Below are 16,938 nucleotides of genomic sequence, written 5' to 3' on the forward strand. Positions count from 1 at the left end.
CTACCGCTTCGAGGGCATCGCCACGCTGCGGCCGATGCCCACGGGGCGGGGCAGGGTGCTGTGCGCCTTTGTGACCGCGGCGATGCGCGCCTGGATATCGGGCGGAAATGGCGCAACGCGCCGCGCCTTCATGTCCATGTGCAGCGACATGTTCTCGGAAGTTGCCGACAGCCAGCCTTCGCTAGCATGACGCATCTCCTCAAAGGTGTGCAGCCGCTTGTCGTCGGCCTCCAGCAGCCAGACGAAGATCTGCACGGGATCGCCGAGGTGGATCTCGCGCAGATACCGCACATGGCATTCGGCGGTGAAAGTCGAGCCGCCTCGCTCCTTCATGTAAGCCGGCCCGATCCCGAGCTCGAGCCAGAGCTGGTCGATCGCGCGGTCGAAAATCACATTGTAATAGGCCATGTTGAGATGGCCGTTGTAGTCGATCCATTGCGGCTCGATCTGCATGATCGAGGCGCGGAACGGCTCGGCTTGTGGCGCTGAGGCGGCAGTCTCCGGCATATGTCCTTCCCTAGCCATGTGTCCGGTCCCTTGACTTGACCGATTTTATGTCCTTTGCCACGGTCCTTCTGTCGGGAGGAATTCCGTGGGCACGACCATCACCAATAATCCGCCGCGGCCGGAGCCGAAAGCCCTCACAAGCGCGCTGGAACAGCTTGCCGCACGCTTCGGCAACCGCCTCATCACCTCGCAGGCCGTTCGCGAACAGCACGGCCATACCACGACGTGGATTCCCAACCAGCCGCCTGACGGCGTGGTGATGGCGCAGGAGACCGCCGACATCCAGGACGTGGTGCGGATCTGCGCCAAAAATCGCGTCCCTGTCATTCCCTTTGGCACCGGCACCTCGCTCGAGGGCCAGGTCAACGCACCGGCCGGCGGCATCTCGATCGACCTGCGCGACATGAACAAGGTGCTCGCGGTGCATGCCGAGGACCTCGACTGCGTGATCCAGCCGGGCGTCACCCGCAAGGCGCTCAACGAGCATCTGCGCGACCAGGGCCTGTTCTTCCCGATCGACCCCGGCGCGGATGCTTCGCTCGGTGGCATGGCCTCGACGCGCGCTTCAGGCACCAATGCGGTGCGCTACGGCACCATGCGCGACAGCGTGCTGTCCTTGAAGGTGGTGCGCGGCGACGGCGAGATCATCACCACAGGCACGCGCGCCAAGAAATCATCCGCCGGCTACGACCTCACCCATCTGTTTGTCGGCGCCGAAGGCACGCTCGGCATCATCTCGGAATTGACCATTCGCCTGCGCGGTATCCCCGAGACGATCGCGGCGGGTGCGGTGTCATTCGAAACCGTGCACGGCGCCTGTCAGGCCGTGATCCTGGCGATCCAGACCGGCATTCCCGTGGCGCGCATCGAGTTGCTCAATGCCGCGCAGGTCAAGGCCTGCAATGCCTATTCGAAGCTGACGCTGCCGGAGACGCCGCTCTTGCTGATGGAATTCCACGGCAGCGAAATCGAGGTCGCCGAGCAGTCCAAGGCCTTCGGCGAGATTGCGAAGGAGTGCGGCGGCGGCGAGTTCTCCTGGACCACAAAGCCGGAGGACCGCACCAAACTGTGGCAGGCGCGGCACGATGCCTATTGGTCGGTGAAGGCGCTGCGGCCCGGCGACAGCATCGGCGTCGTCGCGACCGACGTCTGCGTGCCGATCTCGCGCCTCGCCGACTGCGTCAGCGAGACCGAGGAGGATCTCAAGCGGCTCAACCTGCTGTCGCCGATCGTCGGCCATGTCGGCGACGGCAATTTCCATTGCTCACTGGTCTGCGACGTCAACGATCCCGACGAGATGGCGCGCGGCGAGGAGTTCATGCATCGCCTGGTCGAGCGCGCGCAGGCGATGGACGGCACCTGCACCGGCGAGCACGGCATCGGCCAAGGCAAGCAGAAATATCTCAAGGCCGAGCTCGGTCCCGAAGCGCTGGATGCGATGCGGGCGCTGAAAAAGGCGCTCGATCCGCTCAATATTTTCAATCCCGGCAAGATCGTGCCGGAGGCCTAGGGCCCCGCGCAGCCAAGAACCGGGAACTTTTGGCAACGTTGCCGGTTCCATTCCCGCCAAGTTCCGATGCCTCAACGGGCAGGGCTTTGCGCGGGAGGGCGTGATGATGCGACCGGTCATTGGAATTGCCGCGGTGGCGTTTGCCTGCATGCTGGCAGGCGCGGCGCTGGCGAAGGGCGGACATGGCGGTGGCCATGGTGGCGGGCACGGAGGCGGGCACGGCGGTGGTCATCATGGTGGCGGCCATTTCCGCGGCCACGGCGGCGGGCACGCGCACGGCGGCGGGCATCATCGCGGAATGCGGTTCGCAACAGGCGCCCGGCGCGGCAGCCCCAATTTCGGTCACATCCGCAACGCGGCGATACGGCCCGCGAACTTCCGCAATGCGCTCAACTCAAGCACATTTCGGAACGGCCGGCTGATCAGCAATCCAATGGCGCGTGCGCAGATCGCGACCGCGGCCGCACTGGCCGGCTGGAGCGGCGCAAGCAGCGGATGGTGGCAACATGCGGGTGGCGGCTATGGCTGGGTGGGACCACTGTTCTGGCCGTTCGCCTACAATGATCTCTACGACTACACGATCTGGGGCGACGGTCTCGGCTTCTGGGGCTACGGTTATCCGGACATCTATGCCGGCATTTTCGGCCCCTACGGTTATGATCGGTTGTCGGCCTATCTGCCGCAGCAGCCGCAGGGACGACGGCGGGCGGGCAGCGCGCCGCTCGATCAGCTCTGCGGCAGCGACCGGCGTGCCATCGTCGGTCTGCCGATCGATCAGATTGCGGCGGCGGTGCAGCCGAGCGATGCGCAAGGCGCCGATCTCGATGCGCTCGGCAATGCCTCGATGGACGCTGCAGCGCTGATCCGCACATCCTGTCCGACGCAGGCCGCAGCGACGGCGCCCGGCCGGCTCGCGGCGATGCAGCAGCGTGTCGAAGCCATGCAGAAGGCCGTCGATCTGGTCCAGCCTGCGCTCGACAAGTTCTATGGTTCGCTGACTGACGAGCAGAAGGCGCGCTTCAATGCGCTGGCTGGCGACCAGCGGCGCGCGACCGCATCGAACGATGCGAGTGGATCGTCGGTGCAGAATTGCAGCGTGTCCTCCGCCTTCGATTGGCCCGGCGCCACGATCGAGGAGAGGATTCGTCCGAACGATACCCAGCGCGCGGCCCTCCAGGTGCTCCAGGATACCAGCGCCAAGGTCAGTGCATCGCTCAAGGCAGCCTGCGAGCCCAATGACGTGATGACACCGCCGGCACGCATGTCCGCAATCCGCCAGCGCCTCGGCGTGATGCTGGACGGGATCAAGTCGGTGCGCGCGGCGCTCGATGATTTCTACGCCACGCTCAATGACGAGCAGAAGGCGCAGTTCGAGGCCATCGGCCCGCGCCGCATATCCTGAACGCGACGACGCCGTGCGCCGCATCGTCCGGTACTGTTGCGGTAGATCAGGCTTGCGCCATCGGCGCGAGCCGGATCTCTGTTTGTGCCGGGCCGGCTCAGTATCTGCGGTAATCGCCGCGATAATGATCTCCGCCGCGGCCGCCCATTCCCATGCCGATCCCGATACCGATGCCGATGCCCTGCATCACGGCGCCGGGCGGCGGCCCCGGGGGCGGCGCACGCTCGTAGACGATCTCTTCGGGCGGCGGCCGGCGCTTCGGCGGCGTCTCGACCACCTTGCGCTTCGGCGGCGTGTCGTCGACGCGCTTCTTGGGCGCGACGCTCGGATTGACCGGCGTTGCCGGCGGCGAGGGTGTCGAGCACGGGCAGGTCGGCGCCATTGCGACGGCGACCGGGGCTGGCGCCGCAGCGGCGGCAACGGGCTGGCCATAATTGCGGTTCTGGACGCGAAGCAGCAGCCTGCGCGCGGTCGCAGCTAAGTCGCTGTTGTCCCAGTTCGCAAGATAAGCTTCGAACGAGGCGCGGGTATTGATTGAGACCGCGCGCTCCCAGGCCAGCATCTGCCGCCGCCGCTCCAGCACCGTGCGCAGGCGCGGCGTCTGAGCGTCCTGTGCGTACAGCTCGATATAGGCCTGATAGGCCGGCACCGTATCCTCAGTGATCACGAGCTCATACGCGACCTTGGCGGGCTTGCCCTGCAAATCCTTGCGCCAGTCCTCGACGCTGCGCGTGGCGCTGGCGAGCGCCATCGAATTTGCGCCTGGAAGGGCAGGCGGCTGGTCGCTGCTCTCGCCGAAGAACTTGAAATCAGTGGTCAACGACGAGCTTTCCCAGGGGATCTGCCGCCCGTCGGTCGATTGCGCCACGGCGACGCGGATGCGCTTGAACACCTCTTCGATCGGCAGATTGGGCTGCTTGGCGATGGTCAGTGCGGCGGTGGTATAGGGGCTGTCGATGCCGTTGCCGTCCTCGGCTTCGGCGCCGGGCGAGGTCGAATAGGAGATGAAGGAGCCGGGCGCGCCGGCCTTGGTGTCGACGATCGCAAGCCCATGACCGGCGCCGCTGAGCGCGGGGAACGGATTGTTGCGGCAGGCGTCGAGCATGAAGATGCGCGCCCGCGTCGGCAGCGCGCCGAGCGTGTTGAGCAGGTCGTTCAGCCGCACGCCCTGGAGCGGAATGTCGGCCTCGCGCTTGGGGTCGAGATCGACCGGCACCAGATAGTTCTCGCCGTCGATTTGCAGGCCATGGCCGGCATAGAACACCAGAGCCACGGTGTCGGCGCCGCTGGCGCTGACCTTGCCGGCGAAATCCGAGATCGCCGCACGCATTTCGCTCTGCGCCAGATTGGCCGCCGTGGTGACGGTGAAGCCGGCATTGCCGAGCAGCTCCGTCATGCCCTTGGCGTCGTTGGCGGCGTTGGGCAGTTCCGGCACGGTGCGATAGGCGGATTGGCCGATCACCAGCGCGAGCCGTGCCTCGGCGGCGGCGCCGGTCGGCGTCATCAACTGTGCGAGCGCAAAAAAACCGGATGCTAGAAGCAAATTGGAAAAGACTGGACGGCGCATGGCGTCACCTCCATCGGCGCGACGATGTCACCTTTTGTACGTTTGCGCCATCACGCTGTCTGTGCGCTGGATCACGCAGCGGGCCGCGGCAAAATGGGGCAGGGGACCTGCCGGGAGGGGAGCATCGTTCGAGCGCAATCCATGTGAATTGCGCATTGATCGATGCGCCAATTAGATCAATCCGTGGCACCCCGCGAAACCCTCGTCCTCGCACATCGGGCGCAAGCCGATCCTCATCGATAATCCCGGATAACCTCGACGTTTTCACGATCCGCCCATGCTGCCGCCAGTCATCGCGCGCCGCCCTGCCGCGACTGGCGCTAGCCTTGCCTGCTTCGTCGCTTTGGCCATACAGTCTGCGTAACAGGCTGCGGCAACGACCGCGGCGAACAAGAATAATCGGGGAGAAGCCGCACCATGACCATCGTGCCCGTGAACCGTCGCGCGTTCATCAAGTCATCGGTGGCGGTCACCGCCGGCCTCGTGCTCTCTCCCGCGATCGTCGGCCGTGCCGAAGCTGCCACGCTGAAACTGAAATGTTCGTCCTCGCTGCCGAACGATCCCAAATACGCCAACGGCCGCGTCTACTACGACAATCTGGTCAAGAGCCTGAAGGCGAACGGCCTCGGTGAGCAGATCGAGGTCGCCTTCTTTCCGGACAACCAGCTCGGCCAGGAGATCGACGTCATCAATTCGGTGAAGCTCGGCGTCATCGACCTCATGGTGTCGGGCTCGTCGATCTCGGCCAATCTCGTGCCGCTGGTCGGCACCTTCGACCTCGGCTTTCTCTTCTCGAGTTTTCCGCAGCAGACCAAGGCGTTCGACGCCGGCGCCGCCAAGCCGATCGAGGATGCGCTGCTCAAGGGTGGCAACATCCGCATCATCGCCTGGGCCTATAATTTCGGCTCGCGCAGCGTGCTGGCGAGGAAGCCGGTCAAGACGCCCGAAGATCTCGCGGGGCTGAAGATCAGAACGCTGCCCAACCCGGTCATCACCGAATGCCTGCGCCTGATGGGTGCCGCGGCGACGCCGCTGGCATTCGGCGAAATCTACACGGCGTTGCAAGCCGGCGTGCTGGATGGGCTGGAGCATGATCCGCCGACCATCCTGGCCAGCAAGTTCTTCGAAACGGCGAAGTTCTATGCGCTGACGCAGCACAATTTCTCGCCGCTCGCGATCTATTTCAGCGACATGACCTACAACCGCATGGATCCGAAGCTGCGCGAGGGCTTCCTCGATGCCGCGAAGAAGGCCGCGGCCGACACGCGCACCCATGGGCTTGCGGTCGAGAAGGAGGCGCTGGCGGCGTTGACGGAGAAGGGCGTGACGGTGGCCGAATGCGACCGCGAAGCCTTCAGGAAACGCGTGGCCCCGCAAACCGAGAACTTCATCAAGGCGCGGCCGGAATCCAAGGCCGTTATCGATATCATCCGCGCGACGCAAGCCTGAGATGGCCAAATCTGAGCTGGCGATGACAGCTGCCGTGCCTCTCTCGGGCCACGGGAGCATCACCATGCTGCTTCGCCTCAGCGACGCGATCGCAGCCATTCTCTTGGCCGCCGATCTCGTGGTGGTCTGCGCCTCCGTGCTGCTGCGCTTCTTCTTCAACGCGCCGGTCGAATGGTCCGACGACGTCGCGCGCGGACTGATGGTCGGCTCGGCCTTCTTCGGCGCGGCGAGTGCGCTCGCGCGCGGCGAGAATGTCGGCGTGTCGTTCTTCCGGGATCTGCTGTCACAGCGATTGCAGGTGCTTGTCGATGCCGCCAGCGCGCTCCTGGTCGTGCTGATCTCCGGCTATGTCGCCTACAACGCCATCAAGCTGGGTGCGCTGACGGCGGGACAGACCACCGGATCCGGCCTGCCACTGGAGCTGACCTTCTATCCGATGGGTGTCGGCGCGCTGTTCATGACGGTGTTCGCGATCAACCATCTCTGCATGCGGCCGCTCCCTGAAATCGTCAGGGGCCTCGTTGCGATCCTGGTCGTCACCGGCCTTTATCTTGCCTGGGATTATCTCTCGCCGTCATCGGTGCCGTCGGCGGGCATCTTGATGCTGATCGGCTTCTTCGCCGCCCTGTTCGGCGGATTGCCGATCGGCTTTGCGCTGGCACTTGCCGCGCTGATCTTCATCTGGGTCGAGGGCGCGCTGCCCGGCGTCATCTTCGCCCAGCAGATGGCGCGGGGCATCGACAATTTCGTGTTGCTCGCGATCCCCTTCTTCATCCTCGTCGGCTATCTCATGGAAGCCAACGGCATGTCGGTGCGCCTGATTGAGCTGTTGCAGCGCGCGGTGGGGCGGATGCGCGGCGGATTGAACGTCGTGATGGTGGCCTCGATGGTGCTGTTCTCCGGCATCTCCGGCTCGAAGATGGCGGACGTCGCCGCGGTCGGCTCCGTCTTGATCCCGGCGGCGCGCCGCTCGAAGCAGAATCCGGGCGGCGCGGTGGCGCTGCTTGCAGCGTCCGCGGTGATGGCGGAGACCATTCCGCCCTGCATCAATTTGATCATCCTCGGCTTCGTCGCGAACCTGTCGATCGGCGGCCTGTTCGTCGCAGGCCTTCTGCCGTCGGCGCTGATGGCGCTGGTGCTGATCGCGGTGTCCATCATCTTCGGCAAGCGGCCGGGCAAGATAGAGGAGGTCGAGCCGCAGATGCCGGTGTCGGGCCTGTGGAGCGGCGCGATCGCCTCGTTCGGCCTGATCTTTATGATCTTCTTCGGCTTCAAGACCGGCTTTGCCACCGCGACCGAGATCTCGGCCTTCGCCGTCGCCTATGCGCTGGTCGTCGGCAGCGTGGTCTTCCGCGAGCTCGGCTTTAAGTCCGCCGCGCACAGCTTCGTGCAGGCGGCGACGCGCGCGGGTCTCGTGCTGTTCATCGTCGCCGCCGCGCAATCGCTGGCCTTTACGCTGACCTTGCAGCAGGTGCCGCATGTGGTCGGCGACTTCATGCTCGGACTGTCCAAGACCTCAGGCGTCTGGTTGTTCATCCTCTTGGCGATTGCCGTGCTGATCGTGATGGGCTCGGTGCTGGAAGGCGCCGCCGCCCTCATCATCTTCGGACCGCTGCTGCTGCCGGTCGCCGTGCAGCTCGGAATAGATCCCCTGCATTTCGGGGTCGTGCTTGTCATCGCGATGGGGATCGGCCTGTTCGCGCCGCCGCTCGGGCTCGGGCTCTATGGCGCCTGCCTGATCGGTAACGTGCCGATCGAGCAGACGGTGAAGCCGATCATGGGCTATCTCGGCCTCTTGTTCCTCTGCCTGCTCGTCATCGCCTTCGTGCCGTGGCTCTCGACGGCGCTGCCGCGCGCGTTCGGCTATTGAAGGAGTCTTGTCGTGAAAGTCCTGCTCGCCCACACGCCGGAGATGCGGCGGAACTACTACGGCGATCGCAGCCTGAACGGCCTGCGCGCGACCGCCGAGGTGATGCTGCATGATGGCGACGAGCCGCTCGACGCTGCCGGGCTCGTGCGTGTGGCCAAGGACGTTGACGTCATCGTTGCCGATCGCATGACGGAGGGGCGCGGCGAGATCTTTGCGCAGCTGCCGCGCCTGTGTGCATTCGTCCGCTGCGCCGTCGACATCCGCAACGTCAATGTCGACGCGGCATCAAGGGCGGGCGTGCTCGTGACCCGTGCCGGCCCGGGGTTCGTGCAGGCGGTGGCCGAGCTCGCCCTCGGCTTCATGGTCGATCTCTCCCGCGGCGTCTCGCGAACCACCGCCGACTACCAGGCCGGCCGCAAGGCGGAAGCACGGATGGGCCGCCAGCTCGCGGGCAGCCGGATCGGCATCATCGGCTATGGCAGCATCGGGCGCTATCTCGCCGAGGTGGCAAAAGTGCTGCGCATGGAGGTGCTGGTCGCCGATCCCTTCGCGAGCGTCAGCGATGCTGCGATCCGGCAGGTCGGTCTTGATGAGCTGCTCGCCGTGTCGGACTACGTCGTCTGCCTCGCGGTGGCCAACGAGCAGACCGAGAACCTGATTGGGGAAGCGGCACTGGCGCGCATGCAGAAGCATGCCGTCTTCATCAATCTGTCGCGCGGCAATCTCGTCGACGAGGCGGCGCTGGCGCGGGCATTGATCGAGGATCGCATCGCCGGCGCGGCCATGGATGTCGGCCGCGCGCCCGACCAGATGCCGACGCCCGAGCTGGCGAAACTGCCGAACGTGATCGCCACGCCGCATGTCGGTGGCCTGACCCCGCAGGCAATCGAATATCAGTCGCTGGAAACGGTGCGTCAGGTCGAAGCGATCGTGAAGGGAGAGATCCCGCAAGGCGCCGTCAATGCCGACCACTGGACGCGGCGGCCTTAAAGACGATCCACCGCTTTGAGCGTCCCTCCTTGGGCGTTCGAGATGATCTCGGCGGTGCGCGCAAATTGCGCTGCCGCTCAAGAGGCATGCACGAAAAGCGCTTGACCCGGGCATCTCCGGATGGTCGGAAGGATCGTCCAGGGATGAAACACAAACATGCGGTTTCCGTTCTTCTACGGCTGGGTCGTAGTCGCCGTGACCTTCGTCACCATGGCCATTGGCGTCAACGCGCGCACCGCCTTTTCATTGTTCTTTCCTCCCATCATCTCCGAGTTCGGCTGGGAGCGTGGCGTCACCGCGGGGGCGTTCTCCTTCGGCTTCGTGGTGTCGGGCGTGGTCAGCCCGCTGATCGGCCGCCTCATGGACCGCGCCGGCCCGCGCGCCGTGATGGAGCTCGGCGTCGTGCTGATGGGCGGCGGCCTGCTGCTCGCGCCGCTCACCGGCGCGCCCTGGCACCTCTACGTCACCATCGGCGTGATGGTCGGTGCCGGCTCGGTCTGTCTCGGCTATTCCGGCCAGTCGCTGTTCCTGCCGAACTGGTTCATCCGCAAGCGCGGATTCGCCATCGGCATTGCGTTCGCCGGCGTCGGCATCGGCTCCGTGACGCTGCTGCCATGGGTGCAGCACATGATCGAACAGACCGGCTGGCGCACCGCCTGCACCTCGATGGGGCTGCTGGTCCTGATCGTTCTGGCGCCGATCAATCTGCTGCTGCGCAAGCGCCCCGAGGACATCGGCCTTGAGCCGGACGGCGATGCCACCCCGCTCGCGGGAGCGGCAAAGCCCGTCTCCAATGTCGTCGATCCGGTCTGGGCCGGCACCGAATGGACTCTGAAGCGTGCCGTTGCAACTGCACGATTCTGGTGGATCGCGCTCGGTTATTTCTGCGGCCTGTACATCTGGTACGCGGTGCAGGTGCACCAGACCAAATTCCTGCTCGATATCGGCTTCAGCCCTGGCGTCGCGGTGTGGGCGCTCGGCATCGTCAGCCTGCTCGGCATTCCCGGCCAGATCCTGCTCGGCCATGTCTCCGACCGGATCGGGAGGGAATGGGTGTGGGCGATCAGCTGCGCGGGTTTTGCCATCTGCTTCGCGGCGCTGATGGCGCTGAAGTTCCAGCCATCATTGTGGCTGGTCTATCTCATGGTGTTCACGCAAGGCGCGCTCGGCTACGGCCTCACCTCGATCATGGGCGCCGTGGTGTTCGAGATCTTCCAGGGCCGGCACCAGGGCAGCATTTTTGGCACGATCATGCTGGCCGCGCTGGCGGGCGGTGCCGCCGGTCCCTGGGTGACCGGCTTTCTCTATGATCGCGCCGGCGATTACACGCTCGCCTTCGGCATTGCCGTGATCGTGAGCGCATTGTCGGCGCTGTCGATCTGGCGGGCCGCGCCGCGCAAGGTGCGGGTGGTGGCCGGCCGGCTGCACGCGCTGCAGAGCGAAGCTGCACAATAGGTTCCGCATGCACCGCATTGTCGCTCTCGCCCTGGCGGCACATTAAGCGCCGCGTCTCGGCGGGACGTGGAAACGCGACGATCCTGCGAAGCCACATCCTATTCCGACGCCAACCCGGTCCTCCGCCGCAGATCCGTGATCGCGCGCAAAAAGCTGTCGGCCGGCGTCGTCTCGGGGTCGATCAACCGGTGCAGGCGGAAGCCGTCTTCCAGTGCGAGCACGACGGAGGCCATCCAGGGCGGGTTCAGGCTGTCATTCCGCCCGTTGCTCTTCAACGTCGCCTCGACGATGTCGGCGACCAGCTTGCGCCGCGCGCGCAGGCGTTTTGCAAGTTCCGGGCGGCGCTTCTCGGCGCGCGCGACGAACAGGATCATCTCCATGTGCAGCAGCGGCGAGCGGCCGAGTGGATCCTGCTTGCTGCGGTCCATCGTCTTCAGCGCCGCGATGAAATCGTCGAGATTGTCGTGCTGCGCGAGGATGTCCATGTTGCGCCGGATCGACTGCTCGACATGGTCCTCGAGCATGGCGATGATCAGCTCGTCCTTGCTCTTGAAGTTGGAATAGAACGCGCCGCGGGTAAAACCCGCCGCGGCCGCGATCGCCTCGATGCTGGCGCCGCCAATGCCGTCTTGCTCGAACACGCGCGCGGCCGCCTCGAACAATCTGTCGCGCGTATCGTCCCTGGTCGGCCTGGTTCTCACCCTTGACATCCCGGCAGCTTAGGGCAGAATGCAACTCGATACAACAATGTATCGAGTTGATAATTCGAAGGGATGGTTACGCCGGGCTTTGGGACAGCCTTGCGTATTCGTGTCATGCGGCAACCGATCTGAGGTCACCATGAACGAGCAAGTGCAAGGCGCGAATCAAGGCCCGAACAGCGATCCGCTGTTCAACCCGCTGTCGCCGGACTTCATCCGCGATCCCTATCCGCATTATGATCGGCTGCGCACGATCGATCCGATCCATGTGACGCCGTTCGGCCAATTCGTCACCAGCCGACACGCCGATGTCAGCCTGGTGCTGCGCGACAAGCGCTTCGGCAAGGATTTCGTCGAGCGCACCAAGCGCCGCTATAGCGAAAAGATCATGGACGAGCCGGTGTTCCGCAGCATGAGCCACTGGATGCTGCAAGCCGATCCGCCCGACCATACCCGCCTGCGCGGCCTGGTCGTGAAGGCCTTCACCGCCCGCCGCGTCGAGGACATGCGCCCGCGCATCCAGGAGATCGTCGACCAGACCATCGATGCGGTGATCGACGGCGGCCACATGGACCTGATCGAGGATTTCGCCTTCCGCCTGCCTGTCACCATCATCTGCGACATGCTCGGCATCCCCGAGGAGCACCGCGAGGTCTTCTACAAGAGCTCGCGCGACGGCGGGCGGCTGCTCGACCCGGTGCCGCTGTCGCCGGAAGAGATCAAGCAGGGCAACGCCGGCAACCTGATGGCCCAGATGTACTTCCAGCAGCTGTTCGAGCTGCGCCGCCGCAGTCCCAGCGACGATCTCATCACCCAGCTCGTGCAGGCCGAGGAGGACGGCAACAAGCTCACCAACGAGGAATTGACCGCCAACATCATCCTTTTGTTCGGCGCCGGTCACGAGACCACCGTCAATCTGATCGGCAACGGCCTGCTGGCGCTCCACCGCAATCCGGACCAGCTCGCGCTTTTGAAGGCACGTCCCGAGCTGATGGTGGGCGCGATCGAGGAATTCCTGCGCTACGATTCCTCGGTGCAGATGACCGGGCGCGTCGCGCTGGAGGACATCGACGATCTCGGCGGGGTGAAGATCCCCAAGGGCGAGACCGTGCTCTGCCTGCTCGGCTCGGCCAACCGCGATCCGGCGGTCTATCCCGACCGGCCCGACCGGTTGGACGTCACCCGCCAGAACGTGAAGCCGCTGTCATTCGGCGGCGGCATCCATTTCTGCCTGGGGGCCCAATTGGCGCGCATCGAGGCCGAGATCGCCATCGCGACGCTGCTACGGCGGCTGCCCGATTTGCGCATCGACGATGTCGAAACCCCGGAATGGCGGCCCACCTTCGTGCTGCGCGGCCTGAAGCGGTTGCCGGCAAGCTGGTAAAGGCGTCAGCCCTGGTTTTGCGAGCGCAGGTCCTCATCCCGAGGAGCCCGCGAAGCGGGCGTCTCGAAGGATGGCCGCCGGCGGAAGCGGGGCCTCTATGGTGCGGGACGGCGCTTTGCGCCTCCTCGCCATGAGGGCCTCTCGCCGGCGTTAACCTCCGCGCGCAACGGTCGCTGTGACTTCGCCATACTTCCCCCTATATAAGGGGCTGTTCCGGCCCGCCTGAAGCCTTCCGAGGGCAAGGTCTGGTCCGGGCGCCGTTTTGGCCGAGGGGAGACCCGTGCAGACGACGCTGCTCGGATTGGCGATTGCCTTCATCATTGCGCTGCTGGCCGCGCTGATCGGGCCTCACTTCGTCGACTGGAACCAGTTTCGGCCCCAGTTCGAGGCGGAGGCGAGCCGAATCATCGGCGTGCCGGTGCGGGTGGCGGGCGAGCTCGACGCGCGGCTGTTGCCGGCGCCGACGCTGCGGCTGCGCGCGGTCACCTTCGGCGGCAACAACGATCTCGGCCGCCTGCGCGCCGACAAGCTCGACGTCGAGTTCAGTCTTGGCTCCCTCATGCGCGGCGAATGGCGCGCCACCGAGCTTTCGGTCGGCGGCATGGCGGTCGACCTCGGCCTGGACGCGCGCGGGCGGGTCGATTTGCCGTCTACTGCGAGCGGTGCCTTCAATCTCGCGTCGCTCGCTATCGAGCGGCTCAATCTCACCGGCCGCATCGCCCTGCACGATGCCGCCAGCCGCTCGACGCTGGAGCTGAGCGACATCGCCTTTTTCGGTGACGTGCGCTCGCTCGCCGGCTCCCTGCGCGGCGACGGCCGTTTCTCCGCCAACGGCGTGCGCTATCCGTTTCGCATCTCCTCCGGCCCAAGCGCCGACGGCAACGCCACCCGCCTCCACCTCAACATCGATCCGGGCGAGCGCGCCATCCTCGCCGATCTCGAAGGCGTGCTCGCCTTCGACAACCGCCTGCCGAAATTCGACGGCGCACTGACGCTCGCCGTGCCCGCGACGAAGAAGGCGGGCGAGGTAGGGCCGACGCCCTGGAAGCTCACGACGAAGCTGAAGGCCGATCCGGCCGGCGCAAAGTTCGACCACATCGACGTCAGCTTCGGTACTGAGGACGCCGCACTGAAGCTCGGCGGCGTCGGCGACCTCAAGTTCGGCGCCTCGCCGCTGCTGCGCGCGGTGCTCTCGGCGCGGCAGGTCGATGCCGACAAGCTGGCGGCCAAGGATGCTGCCAAGGACGATGCCGATCCGCAGCGCGTCCTGCCGGCGCTGCGCGCAGGGCTGGCCGCGATCCCGCAGGCGCCGATCCCGGCGCAGATCGAATTCAACTCCGACCAGATCATGCTCGGGGCCCGTCCGCTCCAGAACATCACGGCCGAGCTTCAGACCGACGGACGATCCTGGACCTTCCAGCGGCTCGAGCTGCGCGCTCCCGGCATGACGCAGCTCTCGCTCAATGGCGCGACTCCCGGCGCCGACAGCTTCAGCGGCCGCCTCAGCGTCGAGTCGTCCGATCCCGATACGCTGCTGGCTTGGCTGCAGGGCCGCAGTGAGATCAACCGGCGCAGCACGCGGCCGCTGCGCCTTGCCGGCGACGTGACGATTGCCGCCAACCATCTCGCCATCGACAGGCTGAAGGCCGAGATCGAGGGCGGTGCGGTGGAGGGCCGCATCGCCTTCGTCCAGACCGGCGCCAGCAAGGGCTCCCGGATTGATGCCGAGCTCAAGGCCGATCGTCTCGACCTCGATGCCGCGGCAAGTTTTGTGCGCGCGCTTGCCGGGCCGCAGGGCGAATGGCCGGAGGAGGCAAAGCTCTCGCTCGATATCGGCCGCGCCATCTCCGCAGGACAGGAGCTGCGGCCCTTTGCGGCAAAGCTCGGCTACGGCCCGGCGGCGCTATCGCTGGAGCAATTGCGGTTCGGACAGGCTGGCGGCGTGACTACCGAAGCGAGCGGCAGCTTCGATCGCACCCAGCTCACCGGCAGGCTCGCGCTGAAATCCTCCGGCAATTCGTTGCACGAGCTCACGGCGCTGATCGAGCCGTTTGCGCCCGCGGTGCGGGCGCGCTTCGATGCCATGCCGGCATTGCCCGGCGCGACGCGCCTGAAGCTCGATCTCAGCCTCGACAAGAATCCCGAGCATGCCGATCGCAGCAACGCCCGCGCCGTGTTCGATCTCGACGCGCCGCAGCTCAAGGCGACCGCGACGCTGGCCGCGCAGACGCCGGTGGCCGCCGTCAGCGGCTTCGACATCGACCGCCTGCGCAACAGCGACTTCACACTCGATACGAAACTATCGGCGCCGCAGGCCGGGGCGCTGCTGGCGCTGCTCGGCCTCGATCGCGTCGTGGCCGCAGGCGAGGGCGCTTCGCAGTTCGAGGGCAAGGTGACCGGCGCCTGGGGCCGGCCGCTGCAAGTGAACGCAAAGCTCTCGGGCGGGCTGGATGCGGATGCGCAAGGCAATTTTGACTGGCCGGCATCCAAGGGCAGCGCGAGCCTGCGCGTGCGCAACGCCAATCTGGCGCCGCTGTTCGGGACCAGCGCGACCGACAAGCCAGCGCAGAAAGTCAGCCTGTCCTCGCGCGTCAGCCTGTCCGGCAATCGCCTGACCTTCGATGATCTCGACAGCACCGCAGCCGGCTCGCATCTGCGCGGCCATCTGACGGTGACGCTCGATCAGGACAAGAGTGTCGATGGCGAGGTGGGCCTCGATACGCTCGATCTTGCGCCGGCGCTCGCGATGGCAATCGGCGCCGCCGGACATGAGTCCGGCGAACCGTTGAGTGCGGGGCTCATCGGTGGCTGGCGCGGCCGCATCGCCTTCCAGGCATTGCGCGGCACATTGCCCGGTGGCATCGAGCTGCGCCCCTTCGCCGGCACGGTCCGCGGCGACGGCCAGTCGCTCGCGCTCGATGCGCTCAAGGGCGGCATCGGCGGCGGCGAGATGTCGGCAAGTCTCGACGCGCGCAATAGCGCAAATGGCTTGGCCCTGAACGCGCGTATCGAACTCGGCAATGTCGATGCGGCGGCGCTGCGCTACCGCAATCTCGCGCTGCCCAAGGGACGCGCCTCGGTGCAGATGGCGCTGACCAGCCAGGGCCGCAGCGTCGCGGCCCTCACCGGCGCGCTCGCCGGCAACGGCACGGTGACGCTCGATTCCGCCGAGATTGCCGGCCTCAATCCGCGCGCCTTCGAGATCGCAATCCGTGCCAGTGACGGCGGCCAGGTCAGCGACGACAACCGGCTGCGGCAGCTGGTCGAGCCCGCGCTGTCGGCAGGCCCGATCGCGGTCGCTTCGGCGCAGATCCCGTTCACGATCCGCGATGGGCGCCTGCGCGTCGGCGCGACGCCGCTGGAAGCGAAGAACGCCCGCGCCATCGTCTCCGGCGGCTACGACATTCCCGCCGACCAGGCCGACATCCGCGCCAGCCTGACGCCGATCATGACCGGGCTCTCCGGCGCGCCGCCGGAGATCCTGCTGTTCGCGGCAGGCCCTCCGGACAAGCTCAATCGCACCGTCGATCTCGCGCCGCTGTCTTCCTGGCTCGCGGTGCGCACCATCGACCGCGAGACGCGCCGGCTCGATGCGATCGAGCGCGGCGAGCCGCCGCCCGCCACGGCCGCTCTGCCGACCCTGGTCTCTCCCGATGGCGCGCCGGAGCAGGCGCCTGCGAATGTGCCCCTGCCTGGCCAGGATCCGCGGCGCGCACCGGTAAAGGCGAAGGTTGCGCCGACGCCGAAAGCTCCGCACGCGGCCCCCGCTATGCCGAGCCCACCGCTGGCAAGCCAGCAACTTGCCCCTTTGCCGCCGCCGATCGACGTGAAGCCCGCTCCGGGCCCGCCGCCCGCCAAGCCCAAGCCGAAGCCGCCGCTGGTGCTGACGCCACAGAATCCGTGAGGCGGTGCTCGCCGCAGGTCCGGTCTTCACCTTCCCTTCCGGAGAGGTGAAGCGAGACCTTCCGCGCCGGTAAACCCATTCCTGCGCATTTGAATGAATTTTGGTCGGCAAAACTGATTTGCCGGTTTTACTGAATTCTCGCGTTTGATCTCTAGCGTCGGTTCCTGAGGAATCCGGTGTCCTGCCACGAGCGCCGGGA

General features: G+C 66.1%; 11 protein-coding genes. 8 read left to right on the forward strand and 3 right to left on the reverse strand.

What is annotated here, in order from left to right:
- Entirely contained in the window at positions 1-507 is a 507-nt protein-coding gene (locus tag IVA78_RS15945; RefSeq protein WP_247466354.1) for a thioesterase family protein, read from the reverse strand.
- Between the two features lie 85 nt (positions 508-592).
- Here IVA78_RS15945 and IVA78_RS15950 point away from each other — a divergent pair, with 85 nt between their 5' ends.
- Positions 593-2,017 carry an FAD-linked oxidase C-terminal domain-containing protein gene (locus IVA78_RS15950; RefSeq protein ID WP_247466356.1) on the forward strand — a complete coding sequence of 475 codons (1,425 nt, stop codon included), beginning with the start codon at positions 593-595 and terminating at the stop codon, positions 2,015-2,017.
- A gap of 103 nt (positions 2,018-2,120) precedes the next feature.
- Positions 2,121-3,419, forward strand: a complete 1,299-nt coding sequence (locus IVA78_RS15955; protein WP_256468120.1) for a Spy/CpxP family protein refolding chaperone — start codon at positions 2,121-2,123, stop codon at positions 3,417-3,419.
- Between the two features lie 97 nt (positions 3,420-3,516).
- Here the strand turns inward: IVA78_RS15955 and IVA78_RS15960 are convergent, their stop codons facing one another.
- Entirely contained in the window at positions 3,517-4,986 is a 1,470-nt protein-coding gene (locus IVA78_RS15960) for a caspase family protein (protein WP_247466362.1), read from the reverse strand.
- Between the two features lie 417 nt (positions 4,987-5,403).
- On the opposite strand from IVA78_RS15960, the gene IVA78_RS15965 reads away from it, so the two are divergent.
- The 4 genes from IVA78_RS15965 (at position 5,404) to IVA78_RS15980 (ending at position 10,750) form a co-directional block, all read left to right on the forward strand.
- Positions 5,404-6,435 (forward strand): TRAP transporter substrate-binding protein, encoded by a 1,032-nt coding sequence (locus IVA78_RS15965; RefSeq protein WP_247466365.1) that lies wholly within the window; start codon positions 5,404-5,406, stop codon positions 6,433-6,435.
- Positions 6,436-6,457: 22 nt separating this feature from the next.
- Complete coding sequence (locus IVA78_RS15970; protein WP_247466368.1) at positions 6,458-8,305, forward strand: TRAP transporter large permease subunit; 1,848 nt, start codon at positions 6,458-6,460, stop codon at positions 8,303-8,305.
- Between the two features lie 12 nt (positions 8,306-8,317).
- On the forward strand, positions 8,318-9,295 hold the full coding sequence (locus IVA78_RS15975; RefSeq protein ID WP_247466370.1) for an NAD(P)-dependent oxidoreductase: 978 nt from the start codon (positions 8,318-8,320) through the stop codon (positions 9,293-9,295).
- A 156-nt stretch (positions 9,296-9,451) separates the two neighbouring features.
- Positions 9,452-10,750, forward strand: coding sequence for an MFS transporter (locus IVA78_RS15980; protein WP_247466373.1), 1,299 nt, complete (start codon positions 9,452-9,454; stop codon positions 10,748-10,750).
- Positions 10,751-10,848: 98 nt separating this feature from the next.
- Here IVA78_RS15980 and IVA78_RS15985 read toward each other — a convergent pair whose 3' ends face one another.
- Positions 10,849-11,460, reverse strand: a complete 612-nt coding sequence (locus IVA78_RS15985; protein WP_247278508.1) for a TetR/AcrR family transcriptional regulator — start codon at positions 11,458-11,460, stop codon at positions 10,849-10,851.
- Positions 11,461-11,590: 130 nt separating this feature from the next.
- Between IVA78_RS15985 and IVA78_RS15990 the strand changes: the two genes are divergently transcribed.
- On the forward strand, positions 11,591-12,835 hold the full coding sequence (locus IVA78_RS15990; RefSeq protein ID WP_247466376.1) for a cytochrome P450: 1,245 nt from the start codon (positions 11,591-11,593) through the stop codon (positions 12,833-12,835).
- Between the two features lie 280 nt (positions 12,836-13,115).
- Complete coding sequence (locus IVA78_RS15995; protein WP_247466379.1) at positions 13,116-16,739, forward strand: AsmA-like C-terminal region-containing protein; 3,624 nt, start codon at positions 13,116-13,118, stop codon at positions 16,737-16,739.
- The last annotated feature ends 199 nt before the right edge of the window (positions 16,740-16,938 follow it).

This window comes from Bradyrhizobium sp. 137 (assembly GCF_023074095.1).
Classification (GTDB): Bacteria; Pseudomonadota; Alphaproteobacteria; order Rhizobiales; family Xanthobacteraceae; genus Bradyrhizobium.

Excerpts from the sequence above, each read along its gene's own strand:
- IVA78_RS15955 (WP_256468120.1), top strand. The coding sequence starts at position 2,121 with ATGATGCGACCGGTCATTGGAATTGCCGCGGTGGCGTTTGCCTGCATG.
- IVA78_RS15965 (WP_247466365.1), top strand. The coding sequence starts at position 5,404 with ATGACCATCGTGCCCGTGAACCGTCGCGCGTTCATCAAGTCATCGGTG.
- IVA78_RS15990 (WP_247466376.1), top strand. The coding sequence starts at position 11,591 with ATGAACGAGCAAGTGCAAGGCGCGAATCAAGGCCCGAACAGCGATCCG.
- IVA78_RS15960 (WP_247466362.1), bottom strand. The coding sequence starts at position 4,986 with ATGCGCCGTCCAGTCTTTTCCAATTTGCTTCTAGCATCCGGTTTTTTT.
- IVA78_RS15985 (WP_247278508.1), bottom strand. The coding sequence starts at position 11,460 with ATGTCAAGGGTGAGAACCAGGCCGACCAGGGACGATACGCGCGACAGA.
- IVA78_RS15970 (WP_247466368.1), top strand. The coding sequence starts at position 6,458 with ATGACAGCTGCCGTGCCTCTCTCGGGCCACGGGAGCATCACCATGCTG.
- IVA78_RS15945 (WP_247466354.1), bottom strand. The coding sequence starts at position 507 with ATGCCGGAGACTGCCGCCTCAGCGCCACAAGCCGAGCCGTTCCGCGCC.
- IVA78_RS15980 (WP_247466373.1), top strand. The coding sequence starts at position 9,452 with ATGCGGTTTCCGTTCTTCTACGGCTGGGTCGTAGTCGCCGTGACCTTC.